Annotated in this window: 15 protein-coding genes and 2 tRNA genes; 3 read left to right on the top strand and 14 right to left on the bottom strand. The window is 73.2% G+C overall.

Translation table 11 applies throughout. The features are described from left to right. The first annotated feature begins 79 nt into the window (after nucleotides 1-79). A complete protein-coding gene (locus ACFUJY_RS25500; protein WP_383303792.1) occupies nucleotides 80-325 on the top strand; it encodes a hypothetical protein in 246 nt (81 codons plus the stop codon). 27 nt (nucleotides 326-352) lie between these two features. Here ACFUJY_RS25500 and ACFUJY_RS25495 read toward each other — a convergent pair whose 3' ends face one another. Both ACFUJY_RS25495 and ACFUJY_RS25490 read right to left on the bottom strand, forming a co-directional pair. Then, nucleotides 353-1,237, bottom strand: coding sequence for a YceI family protein (locus ACFUJY_RS25495; protein ID WP_383303789.1), 885 nt, complete (start codon nucleotides 1,235-1,237; stop codon nucleotides 353-355). Between the two features lie 146 nt (nucleotides 1,238-1,383). Beyond that, nucleotides 1,384-2,193 (bottom strand): arylamine N-acetyltransferase, encoded by an 810-nt coding sequence (locus tag ACFUJY_RS25490; protein ID WP_383303786.1) that lies wholly within the window; start codon nucleotides 2,191-2,193, stop codon nucleotides 1,384-1,386. A gap of 101 nt (nucleotides 2,194-2,294) precedes the next feature. Here ACFUJY_RS25490 and ACFUJY_RS25485 point away from each other — a divergent pair, with 101 nt between their 5' ends. Then, complete coding sequence (locus ACFUJY_RS25485) at nucleotides 2,295-2,750, top strand: pyridoxamine 5'-phosphate oxidase family protein (RefSeq protein WP_383303784.1); 456 nt, start codon at nucleotides 2,295-2,297, stop codon at nucleotides 2,748-2,750. A gap of 95 nt (nucleotides 2,751-2,845) precedes the next feature. On the opposite strand, the gene ACFUJY_RS25480 is transcribed toward ACFUJY_RS25485, so the two are convergent. The 8 genes from ACFUJY_RS25480 to ACFUJY_RS25445 form a co-directional block, all read right to left on the bottom strand. Beyond that, on the bottom strand, nucleotides 2,846-5,479 hold the full coding sequence (locus ACFUJY_RS25480) for a ComEC/Rec2 family competence protein (RefSeq protein WP_383303783.1): 2,634 nt from the start codon (nucleotides 5,477-5,479) through the stop codon (nucleotides 2,846-2,848). Further along, nucleotides 5,476-6,423 (bottom strand): helix-hairpin-helix domain-containing protein, encoded by a 948-nt coding sequence (locus ACFUJY_RS25475; protein ID WP_383303780.1) that lies wholly within the window; start codon nucleotides 6,421-6,423, stop codon nucleotides 5,476-5,478. The genes ACFUJY_RS25480 and ACFUJY_RS25475 overlap by 4 nt, the downstream gene beginning before the upstream one ends. Before the next feature lie 268 nt (nucleotides 6,424-6,691). Then, nucleotides 6,692-7,537: a DegV family protein gene (locus tag ACFUJY_RS25470; RefSeq protein ID WP_383303777.1), complete on the bottom strand. Its 846-nt coding sequence runs from the start codon at nucleotides 7,535-7,537 to the stop codon at nucleotides 6,692-6,694. Between the two features lie 155 nt (nucleotides 7,538-7,692). Next, entirely contained in the window at nucleotides 7,693-8,427 is a 735-nt protein-coding gene (locus ACFUJY_RS25465; protein ID WP_383303774.1) for a hypothetical protein, read from the bottom strand. A gap of 137 nt (nucleotides 8,428-8,564) precedes the next feature. Further along, complete coding sequence (leuS, locus tag ACFUJY_RS25460; protein WP_383303771.1) at nucleotides 8,565-11,438, bottom strand: leucine--tRNA ligase; 2,874 nt, start codon at nucleotides 11,436-11,438, stop codon at nucleotides 8,565-8,567. 291 nt (nucleotides 11,439-11,729) lie between these two features. After that, nucleotides 11,730-11,802, bottom strand: a tRNA-Ala gene (locus ACFUJY_RS25455). Between the two features lie 114 nt (nucleotides 11,803-11,916). After that, nucleotides 11,917-12,150 carry a hypothetical protein gene (locus tag ACFUJY_RS25450; protein WP_018103228.1) on the bottom strand — a complete coding sequence of 78 codons (234 nt, stop codon included), beginning with the start codon at nucleotides 12,148-12,150 and terminating at the stop codon, nucleotides 11,917-11,919. A gap of 133 nt (nucleotides 12,151-12,283) precedes the next feature. Next, on the bottom strand, nucleotides 12,284-13,759 hold the full coding sequence (locus ACFUJY_RS25445) for an MFS transporter (RefSeq protein WP_383303768.1): 1,476 nt from the start codon (nucleotides 13,757-13,759) through the stop codon (nucleotides 12,284-12,286). 94 nt (nucleotides 13,760-13,853) lie between these two features. Between ACFUJY_RS25445 and ACFUJY_RS25440 the strand changes: the two genes are divergently transcribed. Beyond that, nucleotides 13,854-14,753, top strand: a complete 900-nt coding sequence (locus ACFUJY_RS25440) for a helix-turn-helix transcriptional regulator (protein WP_383303765.1) — start codon at nucleotides 13,854-13,856, stop codon at nucleotides 14,751-14,753. A gap of 49 nt (nucleotides 14,754-14,802) precedes the next feature. Here ACFUJY_RS25440 and ACFUJY_RS25435 read toward each other — a convergent pair. From ACFUJY_RS25435 to ACFUJY_RS25420, 4 genes are all read right to left on the bottom strand, one after another. Then, nucleotides 14,803-14,875, bottom strand: a tRNA-Ala gene (locus ACFUJY_RS25435). Nucleotides 14,876-14,993: 118 nt separating this feature from the next. After that, complete coding sequence (locus tag ACFUJY_RS25430) at nucleotides 14,994-15,647, bottom strand: histidine phosphatase family protein (protein ID WP_383304143.1); 654 nt, start codon at nucleotides 15,645-15,647, stop codon at nucleotides 14,994-14,996. Next, entirely contained in the window at nucleotides 15,644-16,075 is a 432-nt protein-coding gene (gene rsfS, locus ACFUJY_RS25425) for a ribosome silencing factor (protein WP_018103223.1), read from the bottom strand. The genes ACFUJY_RS25430 and rsfS overlap by 4 nt, the downstream gene beginning before the upstream one ends. A gap of 146 nt (nucleotides 16,076-16,221) precedes the next feature. Continuing rightward, entirely contained in the window at nucleotides 16,222-18,009 is a 1,788-nt protein-coding gene (locus ACFUJY_RS25420; protein WP_383303761.1) for an LCP family protein, read from the bottom strand. Nucleotides 18,010-18,017: the final 8 nt, after the last annotated feature.

Raw genomic sequence — 18,017 nt, 5'->3', positions numbered from 1 at the left:
GTCCAGCATCCCACGGGCCACCGACAGGCCGGTCGCGGCCGGGTCCGCCGCACCCTTCCCCGTATCCGAGAATGAGCACGTGAGCGATGAGAGACACGTGCTGGTGCTGCCCGACCGCGAGGGAGCCGAGGAGGCGGCGCGGGAGCTCGCCGAGCGCTTCGGCGTCACCGAAGAACCGCAGCTCGTGCGCGACGCCCTGGCCGGCGAGGACGACGCCGAGGACGCCCAGTGGCTGGTCGTCGTGGAGGACCCGGACCACCGTCTCGACCCGGCGGCGCTCGACGCGTTGGCCGCGGAGTACGAGGGGTGGCTGGAGGCGCCCTAGGACGTGTCCTCTCCGTGGTGCGGGGGCTCAGCCCTTGGGGACGATCTGGATGTCCATCTCGACGGAGATGCTCGGGCCGACGACCGCGATGCCGCGCGCCAGCATCGTCTGCCAGGTGAGGGTGAAGTCCTCGCGGTGCAGTTGGGTGGTGGCGCGGCAGGCGGCCCGGGGCTCGCCCTCCATCCCGTTGCCGAGCCCGAGGTACTGGGTGTCGAGGGTCACCGTACGGCTCACCCCGTGCAGCGTGAGCGCACCGCTCACACCCCAGCGGGTCCCGCCCCGGTGCACGAAGCGGTCGCTGTAGAACTCCAGCGTCGGGTAGCGGCCGACATCCAGGAAGTCGCTGGACCGCAGGTGGTCGTCGCGCATCTGGACGTTCGTGTCGATCGACGCGGCGTCCATGATCACGTGCATCGCCGAGTCCTCCATGCGGTCGGCGATCCGCACCGCCCCCGCGAAGGTGTTGAACCGGCCGTGGATACGGGCCATCCCGATGTGCCGGGCGGTGAAACCGATCTGGGAGTGCATCGGTTCGATCTCCCAGTCGCCCGGCTCGGGCAGCTGCGGCGGGGCGGCGACCTGGAGGGTCACATCGCCGAGACTCGCATGGCCGCCCTCGATGACCGTGGCCGAGCCGTGGAAGGGGGTGAACCCCTCCGCCGTGACGGCCAGCCGGTACTCCCCCGCCGGAACCGTGGCCATGACACTGCCGTACGGGTCGGTCTCGCCCCCGACCACCTTGCGCCCGGCCCGGTCCGTCAGCGCGAACTCCGCCAGCGGTACGGGCTCGTTGACCGGGTCGAGCACCCGGCAGCTGAGGACGCCCGCCGAATCCGGCACCACCAGTCCGGCCAGGGCGTTGCCCCGAGCGGCACCCGACGCACCTTTGTTTCCGAACCAACGGCCGAACATCTCCACACACTCCCGGGCACTCGCTCACCTCGGGCCGGAGGGCAGACGTCGTTGTCGGAGCAGCGGCCCGCCGACGAGCATGCATTCGACCACCATTGAGGCGTTCGAGGCAAACAGAGTGGCTCGCAGCGGCTTGGGCGTAGCTGTTACCGAAGGTCCGAATTTCCGGGAAGCCGGTCCAGGCGCAGGCCGAAGTGGTCCCGATAGGCCGCCAGCACCTCGTCGTCACCGCCCAGCGGTGTCTCGTGCCGCTCGCCGCGCACGGTCGTGAGGAGCTTGCGGCCACTGAGGGTGATCCGGCCGTCGTCCGTGCAGCGCGAGCAGACCGGGGCCCGGGTGAAGTGGGAGTCGGGCGAGGTGCGGTGGTACCAGGCGCCCGCCCGGAAGTCGGCCAGCTCCCTGGCCCGCCGCTCCAGCCGGAGCCGGGGCGTGCCGTCGCGGAGGACATCGAGGTCCCCGCGCTCCCCGCCGCCCGGCTCGGCCGGGGCGATCCGGAAGACACCGCCCGGGTCCTCCTGGTCGGCGCGGTCGTCGAGCGCGAGCGGGTGCCTGGCGTGGTCGCCGAACCCGACGTCGGCGAGCCACGGCCCGGTCCCGTCCTCCGTATCGACGCGCAGCGCCAGATGGTCGTACGGAATGCCGAGCCGTCCTTCCGCGCCGTGGACCCGGGCCTGAAGAAGGGTGACGCGGAAACCGAGCGCCCGCAGCAGTACGGCGAACGCGCCGTTGAGTTCGTAGCAGAAGCCGCCGCGCTCGCGGGCCACGATCTTGTCCAGGAGCGGTCCGTCCTCCAGCACGATGTCCTCGCCGAGGTGGATGGAGAGGTTCTCGAAGGGCACGGCGACGAGGTGGCGCAGTTGCAGTTCGCGCAGCGCCGAGGCGTCGGCACGCGCGGGCCGGACCGCGCCGATGCGGTCCAGGTAGGCGTCGATGGTCTGCGGCAGCTGCGGGTCCATGGAGCCAGTCTGTGCCGCCGCCCCGGCCGCGCGCCATGCGTCACTGGTCCTAGGTCCGGCGACGGTGTCACGCGGCCGGGGCGCGGGTTAGCGTGCGCGGCATGCCTCTCCCGGAACCGGCGCGCAGCCGTGAACAGCGCAAGCAGGACGTACTCGACCGCCTGGAGAAGGACACGGACGCCTGGGTGTCCACGGCCTCCGCCGACGGAACGCCGACCCTGGTGCCGCTGTCGTTCCTGTGGGACGGGGAGACCTTGCTGATGGCGACCCGGCGCACCAACCCGACGGCGGTCAACCTGACGCCGGACGGCCGGGCCCACATCGCCCTGGGCCACACCCGCGACGTGGTCATGATCGAGGCCACGGCCGAGGTGGTCGAGGGCACGGACCTTCCTCCGGCATCGGGTGACGCGTTCGCCGCGAAGTTCTCCTGGGATCTGCGGGGGCGCCCCGCCTGGGTGTACCTCCGCTTCACCCCGTACGCGGTCAGGGCCTGGCGGGAGTCCAACGAGCAGCCCGGCCGCGACCTGATGACGGACGGACGCTGGCTGGTCTGAAGCCGGGGCCGGGGCCAGGGCCGGGGCCGGGGCCGCCGCGCCCCTCGCCCGCACCGGCGCGACGGGCGCCGCCCGCCGCCTCGCCGCACACCGCGTCATGACCGCCCCACCGCCCGCAGCCGGTTCCCCGCACCCGTCACCGCGATCGCCCCGTCCCTGTCGGTGCGCAGCACCACCGCCCCCTGCTCCGCGAGCGCGTCGACCGTCCGGGGCGCCGGGTGCCCGTACGGGTTGTCCCGGCCCACGCTCACCAGCGCGAACCTGGGCCGGACGGCCCGCAGCAGGGCGCTGTCCTGGTGCGCGGAGCCGTGGTGGGCGACCTTGAGCACGTCCACCCGGGGCAGCTCCGGATGGCTGAGCAGCAACGCCTGCTGGGCGGGCGGTTCCAGGTCGCCCGGCAGCAGCAGGGTGAGCCCGCCGGTCCGTACGAGCAGGGTGACGCTGGCATCGTTCGGGTCCTGCGGCACGTCGTACGGAGCGGGGCCGGCCGCCGGTGCCGCGCCCGGTGGCCACAGCACCTGCCAGTCCAGCTCGCCGATCCGCCGCCGCTCCCCGGGCGCGGCCCGCACGACGGGCACACCGGCCTCCGCCGCCGTTCTCCGGACGAACGCGGCCTGCTCCGGCGGCTCGTCCAGGCTCGTCGTCTCGACCGCCCCCACCGCCCTGCCGCGCAGCACCCCGGGGAGGCCCCGCACGTGGTCGGCGTGGAAGTGGGTGAGCAGGAGCAACGGGACGCGGCTCACGCCCAGTTCGCGCAGGCACCGGTCGACGGGCCGGGGATCGGGGCCGGCGTCGACGACCACTCCGGAGCCCCGCCCCGCCGCGAGCACCAGGGCGTCGCCCTGTCCGACGTCGCACATGGCGAACGCCCAGCCGGGCGGCGGCCACCCGGTCAGCACCCGGGTCAGCGGTACCGGCCGGAGCACCGCGAGGACCAGGAGCAGCGCGGCGGCCGTGCAGACCCAGGGGCGGCGCCCGGCCCAGCGCGCGGCCGGTACCAGGACCAGGACCACGGCAGCCAGCAGCGCGGCCCCGGGGAGGCCGTCGGGCCAGTCGGTCTCCGCCCCGGGGAACGCCGCTCCGGCCCTGGCCACCGAGGCGATCCACCCGGCCGGCCACCCCGCGGCCCCGGCGAGCAGCCGGGCCGCGGGCATCGCCACCGGGGCCAGTGCGAGCGCGGCGAACCCGAGGACCGTGGCCGGTGCCACGGCGAACTCCGCCAGCAGATTGCACGGAACCGCCACCAGACTCACCCGGGAGGCCAGCAGCACCACCACGGGCGAGCACACCGCCTGCGCGGCGACCGCGGCGGCCAGCGCCTCCGCAAGCCGTGGCGGCACCCGGCGCCGGCGCAGCGCCTCGCTCCAGCGCGGGGCGAGGGTCAGCAGGGCACCGGTCGCCAGCACCGACAGCACGAAGCCGTAACTGCGCGCCAGCCACGGGTCGTAGAGCACCAGCAGCAGCACGGCGGCGCACAGTGCCGGGATCAGCGTCCGGCGCCGCCCGGTGCCGATGGCGAGGAGCGTGATCAGCCCGCACGCGGCGGCCCTCAGCACACTCGGTTCGGGGCGGCACACCAGGACGAAGGCGAGCGTGAGCCCACCGCCGAGCAGTGCCGTCATCCGCAGGGAGATCCCGAGCCTGGGCGCCAGGCCCCCGCGTTCGGCCCGCAGCGCACGGCCGGGCGGCCCGATGAGCAGCACGAGCATGATCGCCAGATTGGACCCGGAAACGGCCAGCAGGTGCGTGAGGTCGGTCGCCCGGAACGCGTCGTGCAACTCGGGGGTGACCCGTGACGTGTCGCCGACCACCAGTCCGGGGAGCAACGCCCGGGCGTCGGGCCGCAGTCCGCCGGTGGCTTCACGCAGCCCGGCGCGCAGCCGGCCCGCCGTGCGCTGGAGGAGGCTGGGCGGCCCGGTCACCTTGGGCGGGGCCTTGCCGTCGGGCCGCAGCACGGCGGCGGCCCGTTCGCCCTTGTGCAGCGGGGGCGCCAGCCGCCCGGCGACCCGCAGGCTGGTGGAGGGCAGCAGCCGCTGCCAGGCCGCCGTGGCGCCGCCCGGCGGGACGATGACCAGGACCGGCGTCCGCAGCCGTACGGCCGTGCCGTCGGTCCGTGTCAGCCGGGTGACCTCCGCGTCCAGGAGGAGGGAGGCGGGCGTGCTGCGGTCGCCGCGCACCCGGGGGAAGGTGCGCCGGGCGTCGGAGGTGAGGACGATCTCCGCCTGGACGCGCGCGTACTGCCGGGCCAGCCCGGGGACCGGCCCCCGCCGCGCGTCGGCACCGTGCAGCGCGGCGGACGCCGCCCCGGCCGCCCCACAGAGCAGCACCGCCGCAACGGCCGTCGCCCGCAACCGCCCCCGCGCACTCCCGGTTCCGGCGGCGCCGCCCACGCCCGACGCCCCGGCACCACCGACTCCGCCGCCCCCACTCGGCACCCCACTGTCGGCCTCCCCACAGGACCGCTGCAGCCCCACCGCGAGGAGCACCATCGCCGTCCCCAGGCAGAGCGCCACCCCCATCGCCGCCCAACGCCCCGGGGCGCCCACCGCGAACCCGGCGCCTGCCCAGGCCGCCGCTGCCGGGGCGAGCAGCCGGAGGTCGGCCGGACCCTCCTGACGGGGGTCGGAGAGCCCCAGCCGTCGGCCCGACGCCGCGTGAATGTCCCGCTCCTCGTGGGCCTCCGCCACCGCGCTCGGAGCCGGCACCCCGAGGGTGCCCGCCGCGCTCACGGCCGGACCCGGGGCTGGAGATCCGCGAACCGGCGGGCACCGATCCCGTTGACCTCGCGGAGTTCGTCCACGGACCGGAAGCCCCCGTGCTGGGTCCGGTAGTCCACGATGTGCTGGGCCAGGACGGGGCCGACGCCCGGCAGCCCCTCCAACTGCTCCGCCGTCGCGGAGTTGAGGCTCACCGGTCCGGTCGCCTCCGCGCCAGGGCCACCCGCCCCGGGACCCGGGGCCGGGGCGGGGGCCGCTGGAGCGCCCACCACGATCTGCTCGCCGTCCATGAGCACCCGGGCCCGGTTGAGCCCCGCCAGGTCCGTCCCGGGCCGCGCCCCGCCCGCCGCCGTCAGCGCGTCGTCCACCCGCGATCCGGAGGGCAGCCGGCGCAGCCCCGGGTTGCGCACCTTCCCGCTGACGTCCACCACGATCTGCCCGCCCGGCCCGGCAACGGGACCGGGGGACGGCTCGGGCCGGCCGCCGGCCTCCGGCTCAGCCCCCGCGTCCGGCTCCGGCACAGGCGCAGACGCGTGCACCCCCTCGCCCGCCATGTCCGGAGCGCGGACCCCCTCGGGCCGAGCGGACCAGAAGTGCGTCCCGGCCAACACGGCGGCCGCGACCAGGACCACGACGAGCGCGGCAAGGGTCTTCGGCTCCAGGCCGCATCGGAGCTGCACCCACATCGGAAGCCGCTCCCGCACCGCGAACACGGCCGCCGCCCACCGCCCCACGGACGCCGTGCTCACCACAGGCGCCGCGCTCACCACGGACGCCGTACTCGCCACGGGCGCCGCGCCCGCCACGGCCGAAGGAGCCTCCCCGGCACCGTCCTCGGCGCGGGGCGCCGCCACCGGCACCGCGGCGGCGGGCGCCCCGATCCCCCAGCGCGCGACGCGTCCTCCGGACCCGCCCGCCATCAGCGCGTCGGCTCTGCTGCGCGCCGCCGCGGCCATCTCCGCACGGACCGTGGTCCGGCGCCGGCGGCCCGGTCCGGGGCGCGCCGCTCGTCGTAGGCGTCCGTCGGAATCCGGGGCACGGCCGGGGCCGGCACCCGCTCCGCCGGGTCCGCTGATTGCACGATGTGATCGGGAAGCCATGGAGCAGGACGCTAGGCAGTCCCGCCGCCTCCCGTTGAGCACAGGCGATTTCCGTGGACAACGGGCTCATTGTGTATAACTCGGCCACTCCGGAGAGTGACGTTTCCGCCGGGCGCCGGGTGGTTCAGCGCGGCGAGACCACCGCTCCCAGCAGTCCCGGTCCGGTGTGCGCGCCGATCACCGCACCTACCTCGCTGACGTGCAGGTCCGCCAGGCCGGGCAGGCGTTCCCGGAGCCGCTCGGCCAGCCGGTCCGCCCGTTCGGACGCCGCGAGGTGGTGCACCGCGATGTCCACGGGCCCGCTGCCCGCGCGTTCGGCGACGATCTCCTCCAGCCGTGCGATGGCCTTCGAGGCCGTCCGCACCTTCTCCAGCAGCTCGATCCGGCCGCCGTCGAGTTGGAGCAGGGGTTTGACCGCGAGGGCCGAGCCGAGCAGGGCCTGCGCGGCGCCGATCCGGCCGCCCCGGCGCAGGTAGTCCAGGGTGTCGACGTAGAAATACGCGGCGGTCCCCGACGCGCGCTTCTCGGCCGCCGCCACCGCCTCGTCCAGCCCGCCGCCCGCCTCCGCCGTCTCGGCGGCGGACAGGGCGCAGAAGCCGAGGGCCATCGCGACCATGCCGGTGTCGACCACGCGCACCGGCACCGGGGCGTCCTTCGCCGCGAGCACCGCCGCGTCGTACGTACCGGAGAACTCCGCCGACAGATGGAGCGAGACGATACCGCTCGCCCCGGCCTCCGCGACGGCCCGGTAGGTCGCGGCGAAGACTTCGGGGCCGGGCCGGGACGTCGTCACGGAACGACGTTTCTGCAGGGCCAGGGCCAGCGAACGGGCCGAGATCTCAGTGCCCTCCTCCAGGGCCTGATCGCCCAGCACTACGGTCAGCGGCACCGACGTGATGCCGTGCCGCCGCATCGCGTCAGGCGGCAGGTAGGCCGTGGAATCGGTGACGATCGCGACATGGCGGGACATGCCCCGGAGGTTACCCGCAGGGGCGCGACGTAGGCAGTCCGACCCCGCGCGAGCGATCAGTCACGGTCGCTTCGCATCGCATCCTGCCACCCTCGGTCACGGGTGGTCGCCCCGTCCCCGGCGCCGGCGCGTCCCGGCGGCCGGGCGTTCACCGGTCAGTTGGTGGTCTCGGGCCGGGCGGTCTTCTGCCACGGGTAGGCGGTGCTCCGCCGGGGGTCCCGGGCGGTGAGGGCCTCGGGCGGCTTCCGGCGGCCCTCTTCCGGCGCGTCGGACGACGGCCGGTGGTCCTCGGCCGGCGGGTCCGCCTCGCCGCCCCACTCCGGCGAGGGGCCCGGCGCCTCCTCGACCGTGGTCCAGTGCCGCAGCGCCCCGGCCTCCACGTCGATCTGCGCGTTCAGCGCCGACAGCTCGTCGTCGGCGAACTTGCGGGCCCGGTCCCGGGCGGCCCAGCGCAGCGAGTCGGCGGAACGGGTGATCTGCGCGGTGCGCTCCTTGAGGCCCGGCAGGCGCGAGGTCACCGTCGCCTTGTCGGGCTCGCGCTCCAGCGCCTTCAGCTCCTCGTCCAGCTCGTGTCCGTGTGCGCTGAGCCGGTCGAACAGTCCCAGGGACTCCGACAGGGAGGCGTCCTCGGCCGCACCCGCCCGCAGGGCCTCCTGGGTGGCCCGCATCGATGTGCGCAGCGAGAGGCGCAGCTGCGCCAGCTCACCGCCGACGCCCAGCTGCCCGTAGCTCTTGGCCCGCAGGGTGGTGTCCTCGACGGTCCGGCGTGCCTGCGTGATCGTGCGGTCCACGCCGCGCTTGGCGGCCCCGACGACCTTGACCGTCGCGTAGACGCCCAGGGCCATGAAGGCGACGACGAGCAGCCCCAGAATCAGGATCACGGCTTCCATGAGCGCCCCTCGGATGGTGTGACGGCCTCCGGTACAGGTACACCGGTCCTCTCCACCGTAAACGGAACGGGCAGGCTGAGGGTTCCGCCGGAACCCCCAACCTGCCCGTAGGGGAAAGCCCTCACCCGTCTCCGCGACTACGCGGGAACGATGTTCACCAGCTTCGGCGCGCGGACGATGACCTTGCGGATGCCCGCGCCGCCCAGCGCGGCGACGACGGCCGGGTCGGCCAGGGCCAGGGCCTCCAGCTCCTCGTCGGTGATCGACGGGGAGATCTCCAGGCGCGCCTTGACCTTGCCCTTCACCTGCACCACGCAGGTGACGGTCTCGTCCACCACGTACGCCGGGTCGGCCACCGGGAAGTCCTGGTGCACGACCGACTCCGTGTGGCCCAGCCGGTGCCACAGCTCCTCGGCGATGTGCGGGGCCAGCGGCGCGACCAGCAGCACCAGGGCCTCGGCGACCGGGCGGGGCAGCGGGCCGCCCGCCTTGGTCAGGTGGTTGTTCAGCTCGGTGACCTTGGCGATCGCCGTGTTGAAGCGCATCCCGGCCATGTCGCCGCCGACGCCGTCGATGGCCTTGTGCAGCGCACGCAGCGTGTCCTCGCCGGGCTCGGAGTCGACCACGGTGACCTCGCCGGTCTCCTCGTCGACGATGTTGCGCCACAGCCGCTGCAGCAGCCGGTACTGGCCGACGACCGCACGCGTGTCCCAGGGCCGCGACACGTCCAGGGGGCCCATGGCCATCTCGTACAGGCGCAGTGTGTCCGCGCCGAACTCGGCGCAGATCTCGTCCGGCGTGACGGCGTTCTTCAGGGACTTGCCCATCTTGCCCAGGACGCGGGAGACCTTCTCGCCCTGGTGGTAGAACGCCCCGTCGCGCTCCTCGACCTCGGCCGCCGGGACCGCGATGCCGCGGCTGTCCCGGTAGACGAACGCCTGGATCATGCCCTGGTTGTACAGCTTGTGGAACGGCTCGGCCGAGGAGACGTGGCCCAGGTCGTGCAGCACCTTGGACCAGAAGCGCGCGTACAGCAGGTGCAGGACGGCGTGCTCGGCACCGCCGACGTACAGGTCGACGCCGCCGGTCGGCTGCCCCTCGCGCGGGCCCATCCAGTACTCCTCGATCGCCGGGTCGACCAGCTTCTCGGAGTTGTTCGGGTCCAGGTAGCGCAGCTCGTACCAGCAGGAACCGGCCCAGTTGGGCATGGTGTTGGTCTCGCGGCGGTACTTCCGCGGTCCGGACCCGTCGCCCAGGTCCAGCGTGACGTTCACCCAGTCGGCGTTGCGCGACAGCGGGGTCTCGGGCTGGGTGTCGGCGTCGTCCGGGTCGAAGGTGCGCGGCGAGTAGTCGTCGACCTCGGGCAGTTCCAGCGGCAGCATCGACTCGGGCAGCGGGTGGGCGATGCCCTCCTCGTCGTACACGATCGGGAAGGGCTCGCCCCAGTAGCGCTGGCGGCTGAACAGCCAGTCGCGCAGGCGGAAGTTGACGGTGCCCTCGCCGACGCCGTGCTCCTTCAGCCACTCGGTGATGCGGGCCTTGGCGTCGACGACCCCCAGACCGTTCAGCGAGATCTCGTCGTTGGCGGAGTTGACCAGCTTCGCGTCGTACGAGGCGAAGGCGTCCTCCCACGTGGAGGTGTCGGTGCCGCGGTCGTCCGAGGGCTCGACCACACAGCGCATCGGCAGCTCGAAGGCGCGCGCGAACGCGAAGTCGCGCGCGTCGTGCGCCGGTACGGCCATGATCGCGCCGGTGCCGTAGCCCATCAGGACGTAGTCGGCGATGAAGACGGGGATCTGCTCGCCGCTGACGGGGTTGGTGGCGTACGCGCCGGTGAAGACACCGGTCTTGTCCTTGGCCTCGGCCTGCCGCTCGACGTCCGACTTGGAGGCGGCCTGCTTGCGGTACGCGGTGACCGCCTCGGCCGGGGAGGCGTGACCGCCCGTCCAGACCGGGTGGGTGCCCTCGGGCCAGGCGGCGGGGATGATCCGCTCGACCAGCTCGTGCTCCGGCGCCAGCACCATGTAGGTGGCGCCGAACAGGGTGTCCTGGCGGGTGGTGAAGACGGTGATGCCGCCCGCGCCGTCGACCGGGAAGTCGACCCGCGCGCCCTCGGAGCGGCCGATCCAGTTGCGCTGCTGCAGCTTGATGGCTTCGGGCCAGTCCAGCCCGTCCAGGTCGTTCAGCAGCCGGTCGGCGTAGGCGGTGATGCGCATGTTCCACTGGCGCAGCTTCGCCTTGAACACGGGGAAGTTCCCGCGCTCGGAGCGGCCGTCGGCGGTGACCTCCTCGTTGGCCAGGACGGTGCCCAGGCCGGGCGACCAGTTGACCGGCGCGTCGGACGCGTAGGCCAGGCGGTACTCACCCAGGACGTCGGCGCGCTCCGCAGCGCTCAGCGCGGACCAGTCACGGCCGTCGGGGGTGGCGCGCTCGCCGCTCTCGAACTGGGCGACCAGCTCGGCGATGGGCCGGGCGCGGTCCGCCTCGGTGTCGTACCAGGAGTTGAAGATCTGCAGGAAGATCCACTGGGTCCACTTGTAGTACTCGGACTCGATCGTGGCGAACGAGCGGCGCTTGTCGTGGCCCAGGCCCAGCCGGCGCAGCTGCGCCGTCATGTTCTCGATGTTGGCCTCGGTGGAGACCCGCGGGTGCGTGCCGGTCTGCACGGCGTACTGCTCGGCGGGCAGGCCGAAGGCGTCGAAGCCCAGGGTGTGCAGGACGTTGTGCCCGGTCATCCGCTGGTGGCGGGCGAAGACGTCGGTGGCGATGTAGCCCAGCGGGTGGCCGACGTGCAGCCCCGCGCCCGAGGGGTACGGGAACATGTCCATGATGAACTTCTTGGGCCTGGCGGCCAGCTCCGGGTCGCCCGCCAGGTCCCCGGTCGGGTTGGGCGCCTCGTACGTGCCGTCGGCGTCCCAGAAGTCCTGCCAGCGTGCCTCGATGTCGGCGGCCATCGCTGCCGTGTAGCGGTGCGGCGCAGCGGCGTCCGCTGCGGTATTCGTCTCGCTCATGATCCTCAAAGCTCCATCGATCGTCATCTGCCGGCATCCACGTCTACGGACACACGTCCTTGGAAACGAAAAATCCCCTCGCACAGGAGGGGACGCCGCGCTGATGCCGACCAGGCGTTCTCACCGGTCGGGACTGATCAGCGCGGCTCGCTAAGCAGAAGGGCTACGGCACGCATGGCGTCAGGGTACCGCACCGAGCCGGTCGCCCTCCGGGCAACGGCCGCCGACCGGCCCTCGCACGCAGAACGGCGGGCCATCCACTTGGGATGACCCGCCGCTCCTTCTTCACTGTGGAGCTAAGGAGAATTGAACTCCTGACCTCTTGCATGCCATGCAAGCGCTCTACCAACTGAGCTATAGCCCCTCGTCGTGCCGCCCGGTCTCCCTGGCGACATCGAGAACAGTACCGGTCACCCGGGCCGTCCACCAAATCGATTCCCCTCCGTCCGGTTTTCACCCGCCGGCGGAGGGGAAGCGGTCAGGCCGTGGCGAAGGAGTAGAAGCGTTTGAGGGTGCAGTGCTCTTCGAGCAGCCGGCCGTAGATCGGCTCCCCCTCCAGCTCCCGGTAGGTCTCGATGGGGTCGCCTTTTATGATCAGCGCCCGCGCGCATTCCTCGCACCAGTACTGGTAGTCCGCGTTGACCGGGTCCATGTCCCTGACGATGGGCGTACCGCTGCCGCACCAGTCGCACTTCCGCCTGTGTGCACCCATGGATCAGCTCCGGCCCCGGCGGAAGAAAGGCGGCTGCGGGACCTCGTGGCGGCTCCCAGGCATCGCGCACACCCTCCCGTTCGGTCCGTCGCCCCCTCCGGCGGTCCGATTCTGCCATGACCCCGCAAGGGGGTCAGCCGACCGCCACTCCCGTCCGCCGCCGCCGTACGAGCCCCGCCACCGCCCCGGCGCACGCCACGGCGGCCAGGGCCAGCTCGCAGACCCACAGCGCGTGCCCCGACCCCTGCGGCCCCGGGCCACCGAGGCGGTTGAGGTAGAGGGTGCCGATGGCGGCGACGCCGATGACCTGCCCGAGCTGGGTCACGGTCACCAGCACACCGCTGGCGTCGGCGGCGTCCTGCGGCCGTACGTCCGCCAGGGCACCCGCGAGGTTGGGGCTGAACGCGAGAGCCATACCCACGCCGATGAGCACGAAACCCGAGTACAGGGCGACGCTCCCGCCCTCTCCGCCCCGCAGTGCGAGTCCGGTCACCGCCTCGCCGGCGGCCAGCACCGCGAACCCTCCGGGCACCAGGTGCCGCTGGAGCCGGGCCGGCCACCGCCGCCAGGTCAGCCCGGCCGCGCCGAAGGCCGCCGCGGTCGGCGCGCACATCAGTCCCGCGTGCAGCGCCGAGTACCCGAGGCCGCCCTGGAGGTGCAGGGTCAGTGTGAAGAGGAAGCCCGCGTTGGCCGCCATGACCAGCAGGATGCGCACCGCCGCCACCGCGATTCCGGGCAACCGGAGCACGCGGGGCGCGATCAGGGGCGCACCGCCGCGCGCGGCGAGCCGTGTCTCGTACGCGACGAAGCCGGCGAGGACCAGCGCGCAGGCGAGCAGGCAGACCCACGTCCAGTCCGGCCAGCCCAGTTCCTGGCCGAGCACCAGCGGCACGGTCAGCAGCGTGACGGCCACCGCCAGGAGCACCAGCCCCACCGGGTCGAACCCGCGTGCGCGCGCTTCCCGCCGGGCCGCCCCGGTCCGCGGCTCCCCCGGCAGCACGCGCGCGCCGACCACCAGCAGGGCGAGCCCGATCGGGACGTTGACCAGGAAGACGGGCCGCCAGCCCGCACCGAACAGGTCGACGCTCACGAGCACCCCGCCCACCACCTGCCCGGCGGCGGCCCCGGTGGCCAGCACGGCGCTGTAGGCGCCGATCGCGCGCACCCGCGCCGCCCCGGTGAAGTGCTGCTGGATCAGGCTGAGCACCTGCGGGATCATCACCGCCGCGCCCGCTCCCTGGATCACCCGGAAGGCGATCAGCTGCCCCGGGCCCGCGGCCAGCCCGCAGGCGAGCGAGGCCGCGGTGAAGACGGCGAGCCCCGTCAGATGCGCACGGCCGAGGCCGAACACGCCGCCGAGCCGGGCGCCGGCGACGAGGAGGACGGCGTACGAGATGGTGTATCCGGCCACCACCAGCTGCAACTGGGCTCCGGACGCGCCGAGTTCGGTACGGATCGTCGGCGCCGCGACATTCACGATGAAGATGTCGAGCATGGCCATGAACTGGGCCGTCAGCACGACGGCGAGCAGCCGGGCAGGTGCCTTGTCAGTGGTGGATGTTCTCCTGGTGACGGAGCGTGGTGCCGTCGTTTCGGATGTCGCGGTCATGCGTTCCAGGCTGGTGCCGTACGCATACGGGTAACGAGAGCCCGCCGATGCTGGTACTGGCAGCACCTGGCAACGGCCGGGCGCAGCACCGACGATGGGGGGCGTGACGACGGTGACGGCACAACAGCGCACGCGGCGGAGCGGACCGGCGACGGGCAGGCGGCCGGAGCTCGCCGCCTTCCTGCGCGGCCGCCGGGCCCGGGTGACCCCGGCCGACGTGGGCATGGCCCCGGGCCTGCGGCGCCGCACCCCCGGGCTGCGCCGCGAGGAGGTCGCCCAGCTCTCCGGCGTCGGCGTGACCTGGTACACCTGGCTGGAGCAGGGCCGCCCGATCAACGCGTCCCCGCAGGTGCTGGACGCGGTGGCGAGGACGCTGCGGCTGGACCCCCCGGAGCGCGAGCACCTGTACGAACTGGCGGGGGTCGCCTTCATGCCGGGGAGGGAGTCCGACACCTTCGAGGTCGGCGCGGAGATCCAGGGCATCATCGACGCGCTCGACCCGCTGCCCGCCGTCGTCTACAACGCGCGCTACGACGTCCTGGCGACCAATCCGGGCTACCGGGACATCTTCGATATCCCGACCATGCGGGGCACCAAGGTCCGCAACGCGTTGTGGTCGCTGTTCACGGCCTCGGACGAGGACTGTCCGGTCGTGCACCGCTCCCAGGAGCTTCCCCTGATGGCGGCGACCCTGCGCAGCGGCTACGGGCGCCATGTGGGCGAGCCCGCGTGGGAGACGTTCATCGCGGAGCTGTCGGAGGCCAGCCCCTACTTCGCGCAGCTGTGGCGCAGCGGGGACGTCGTCCCGCCGGGGCGGCGCGTGAAGACCTTCCGGCACTGGGCGGTGGCCGGTGAGATACGGATGACCTCGGTGTCGCTGACCATCAACGGGCTGCCCGAGTGCCGGATCGTCACGTACACCCCGGCCGACGAGGAGAGCGGGGCGCTGCTCGCCGCGCTGCGGGCGCACCGCCGGGGCGCTGAGGACCGCTGACCGCACATGCGGAAATCCCGCCCCCTGACGGGGACGGGATTTCCGATTGTGGAGCTAAGGAGAATTGAACTCCTGACCTCTTGCATGCCATGCAAGCGCTCTACCAACTGAGCTATAGCCCCGCTGTCCGCTGTGTTTCCCTGCGCTCTCGCGCTGCGAACAAGAAGAACTTTAGCCTGTGACCAGCCGGAAAGTGAAATCCGGCCCCCGCCGCCCCGGAGAGCGGCCGGCGACGGCCGGTCAGGTGTCGTCGCCGAGCACCGGTTCGGGCAGGGTGCCGGCGTTGTGCTCCAGCAGCCGCCAGCCGCGGGCGCCCTCGCCGAGCACGGACCAGCAGCAGTTGGTCAGCCCGCCGAGCCCTTCCCAGTGGTGCGCCTCCAGGCCCAGCAGCCGGCCGATGGTGGTCCGGATGGTGCCGCCGTGGCTGACGACGACCAGCGTGCCGTCGTCGGGCAGTCTGTCGGCGTTCGCCAGGACCACCGGGGCGGCCCGGTCGGCGACCTCGGTCTCCAGCTCGCCGCCACCGCGCCGCACGGGCTCGCCGCGCTTCCAGGCGGCGTACTGCTCGCCGTAGCGCTCCACGATCTCCTCGTGGGTCAGGCCCTGCCAGGCGCCCGCGTAGGTCTCACGCAGACCCGCGTCGTGCACCACGTCGAGCCCGGTGATAGCGGCGAGCTCGGCCGCCGTGGCCGCCGCCCGCCGCAGGTCGGAGGCCACGATCGCGTCCGGCTTCAGCGAGGCGAGCAGCCGGGCGGCCCGGGCGGCCTGCGCGACGCCGGTCTCGGTCAGCTCGATGTCCGTGGAGCCCTGGAACCGGCGTTCCAGATTCCATGCCGTCTGGCCGTGGCGCCAGAGGACGATCCTGCGGCCCCTGCCGCTCCTGCTGCCGTTCAGCTCTGCTCACCTTCCGTACCGCCGTTGAGCTGCGCGTGCTCGGCGGCCTTGCCGCGGGTCTTCACCGCGTCCTCGGGCAGGTCGAGCTCGGGGCAGTCCTTCCACAGGCGCTCCAGCGCGTAGAAGACCCGCTCCTCGCTGTGCTGGACGTGGATGACGATGTCGACGTAGTCGAGGAGGATCCACCGGGCGTCGCGGTCGCCCTCGCGGCGGACCGGCTTGGCCCCGAGCTCCTTCTGGAGCCGCTCCTCGATCTCGTCGACGATCGACTTGACCTGGCGGTCGTTGGGGGCCGAGGCCAGCAGGAAGGCGTCGGTGATCGACAGCACGTCGCTGACGTCGTAGGCGATGATGTCGTGCGCGAGCCGGTCGGCGGCCGCCTGGGCGGCGGCGTTGATGAGCTCGATGGAGCGGTCAGTGGCGGTCACAAGCAGGCTTTCGTCGTCGGTCGGATAGACCCCTAGGGTCTCACGGGGAACCGCTCGCCCACGCAGCCGTATTCCGCGGCCCGCCCGTGAACCGCCCTGGGAGGCCCGGGCCGCTCGGCTCCGGACCTCCCGCGACCGCTCCGCGGCTACTCGGCCTTGTAGTCCTGGCCGAGGAGGACGGACACGTCCGCGTTCCCGGCCGGCTTGCCCTTCCGGACCGAGCCCGCCGGCAGCCCGAGGGTCTTGGCGACCTGGGTCGCCTTCTCCTTGTCGGCCGCCCCGGCATAGACCACCTGCGAGGAGGCGACCGCGTCGGCCTTGCCGCTGTTGACGAAGGCGAAACCGCCGTTGACCAGCTTGCCCCGGGCGGACTCGGTGGAGCCGGTGTCACCGGTGGCGTTCTTGATCCCGACCCGGACCACCCCGTCGGCCGACGGCGCCTTGACCGTACCGCCGAGGATGTCCTTGACCACGCTGTCGGTGGCCGCGTCGGTGAGCGTGCCGTCGTCCTGCACCGGCAGCAGCGCCGTCTTGTAGTCGCCGATCTTGGCGTGCTCGGCCAGCTTCGCCAGCGACGCGCCGAGGTCCTTCTCGGGCAGCGACGGGTCGAGGATCTGGGCCAGCGTCTGGACGGTGACCGTGGCGGCCTGCGGGTCGTCGGACATCTTGCGCAGCACCCCGCGCATGACCTGCCCGAACCGCATCAGCTGCTTGGCCTCGGCCTCGCCGGGCCCTCGGTACGTGGCGTACGCCACGGCCATCTGGCCGCTGAGGGTCTGCGCCTCGCCCTTCTTCACCAGGTCGCCGGAGCCCTTCTTGGCGCCCGGCACCGCGGTGTCGGTGTCGACCTCGATGTTGCCGACGAGGTCGACCAGGTTCTCCAGGTACGGCGTGTCGAGCCGCCAGGTCCCGCTGATGTCGGTGCCGAGCAGGGCGTCCAGGGAGTCCCGGGTCCCGGACGTGCCGTCGTCCTCGACCGACTTGCCGAGCGTGGTGGTGGTGCCGTCCTCGTCGGAGACGGCGAGGGAGTTGGGGAGCAGGACCGTGGTGCCCTGCTTGGTGGTGACGTTGTCGACGAGCAGGGCGGTGGACGTGCCGCCGGACTTGGTGTTGTGGAGGTGGACCACGATGACGTCCCGGCGCTGCGGACCGGTCGTCGCGGTGTTCTCCTTCTCGCCGTCGGACATGCCGGGGATCTTGTCCGCCGACCACAGGTACCCGACGCCGCCGAGCACGGCCAGGACGCCGACGACGAGCAGCGCGACGATCCGGTGGCGGCCCCGGCGGCGCGCCTCCTCACGGCGCTCGCTGCGGCTCTCGGTGAACTTGAGCCAGTCGATGACGTCCTCGGAGTCCTCGTCGGGCTCCTCGATGAAGGCGAACTGCTCGGTGCGGTAGTCGTCGCCGCCTCGGCGCTGACCGGGCACGGCCGCGTCCGGCGCCGGACGCGGCTCGGGCTCACGGGGCGCGGCGGCCGGGGCGGGCGCGGGGGCCTGCTGCGGGATGCTCCACTGCTGGGTCGTGTCGACCGCGGCGGGCTGCCGGCCGGTGTCGTGGACGGGCTGCTGCTGCCCCGTGTCGTGGACGGGCTGCTGCCGGCCGGTGTCGTGGAGGGGCTGCTGCCCCGTTTCGTACCCGTACGGGTCGTACCCGTAGTCCTGCTGCGGGGCCTGCTGGGGCTGGGCCGCGTAGGGGTCGTACGGCTGCGGCGGGGCGGGGGGCCCCTGCTGCGCGTACGGGTCGTAGCCGTACCCCTGCCCGCCGCCCTGGGGCGCCTCGCCTCCGTACGGGTCGGACTGCTGCGGCTGCTGCGCGTACGGGTCGTACGGCTGCTGTTCCGGCTGCTGCTGGTACACCGGCTGCCCGTACTCGTCGTAGCCGATGATCTGCGGCTGCTGGTAGTACGGGTCGTACGGGTTCTGTCGGTCGTTCACCGGTGCCC

It is taken from the genome of Streptomyces sp. NPDC057249, assembly GCF_042669245.1.
GTDB lineage: Bacteria > Actinomycetota > Actinomycetes > Streptomycetales > Streptomycetaceae > Streptomyces.
Note: the sequence above shows the minus strand (reverse complement) of the source record. Positions and strands in the feature narration are given on the sequence as shown.

What these genes read in the sequence shown, in the direction of transcription:
- ACFUJY_RS25495 (WP_383303789.1), bottom strand. Translation starts at nt 1,237, where the DNA reads ATGTTCGGCCGTTGGTTCGGAAACAAAGGTGCGTCGGGTGCCGCTCGG.
- ACFUJY_RS25490 (WP_383303786.1), bottom strand. Translation starts at nt 2,193, where the DNA reads ATGGACCCGCAGCTGCCGCAGACCATCGACGCCTACCTGGACCGCATC.
- ACFUJY_RS25485 (WP_383303784.1), top strand. Translation starts at nt 2,295, where the DNA reads ATGCCTCTCCCGGAACCGGCGCGCAGCCGTGAACAGCGCAAGCAGGAC.
- ACFUJY_RS25475 (WP_383303780.1), bottom strand. Translation starts at nt 6,423, where the DNA reads ATGGCCGCGGCGGCGCGCAGCAGAGCCGACGCGCTGATGGCGGGCGGG.
- ACFUJY_RS25470 (WP_383303777.1), bottom strand. Translation starts at nt 7,537, where the DNA reads ATGTCCCGCCATGTCGCGATCGTCACCGATTCCACGGCCTACCTGCCG.
- ACFUJY_RS25465 (WP_383303774.1), bottom strand. Translation starts at nt 8,427, where the DNA reads ATGGAAGCCGTGATCCTGATTCTGGGGCTGCTCGTCGTCGCCTTCATG.
- leuS (WP_383303771.1), bottom strand. Translation starts at nt 11,438, where the DNA reads ATGAGCGAGACGAATACCGCAGCGGACGCCGCTGCGCCGCACCGCTAC.
- ACFUJY_RS25450 (WP_018103228.1), bottom strand. Translation starts at nt 12,150, where the DNA reads ATGGGTGCACACAGGCGGAAGTGCGACTGGTGCGGCAGCGGTACGCCC.
- ACFUJY_RS25445 (WP_383303768.1), bottom strand. Translation starts at nt 13,759, where the DNA reads ATGACCGCGACATCCGAAACGACGGCACCACGCTCCGTCACCAGGAGA.
- ACFUJY_RS25440 (WP_383303765.1), top strand. Translation starts at nt 13,854, where the DNA reads ATGGGGGGCGTGACGACGGTGACGGCACAACAGCGCACGCGGCGGAGC.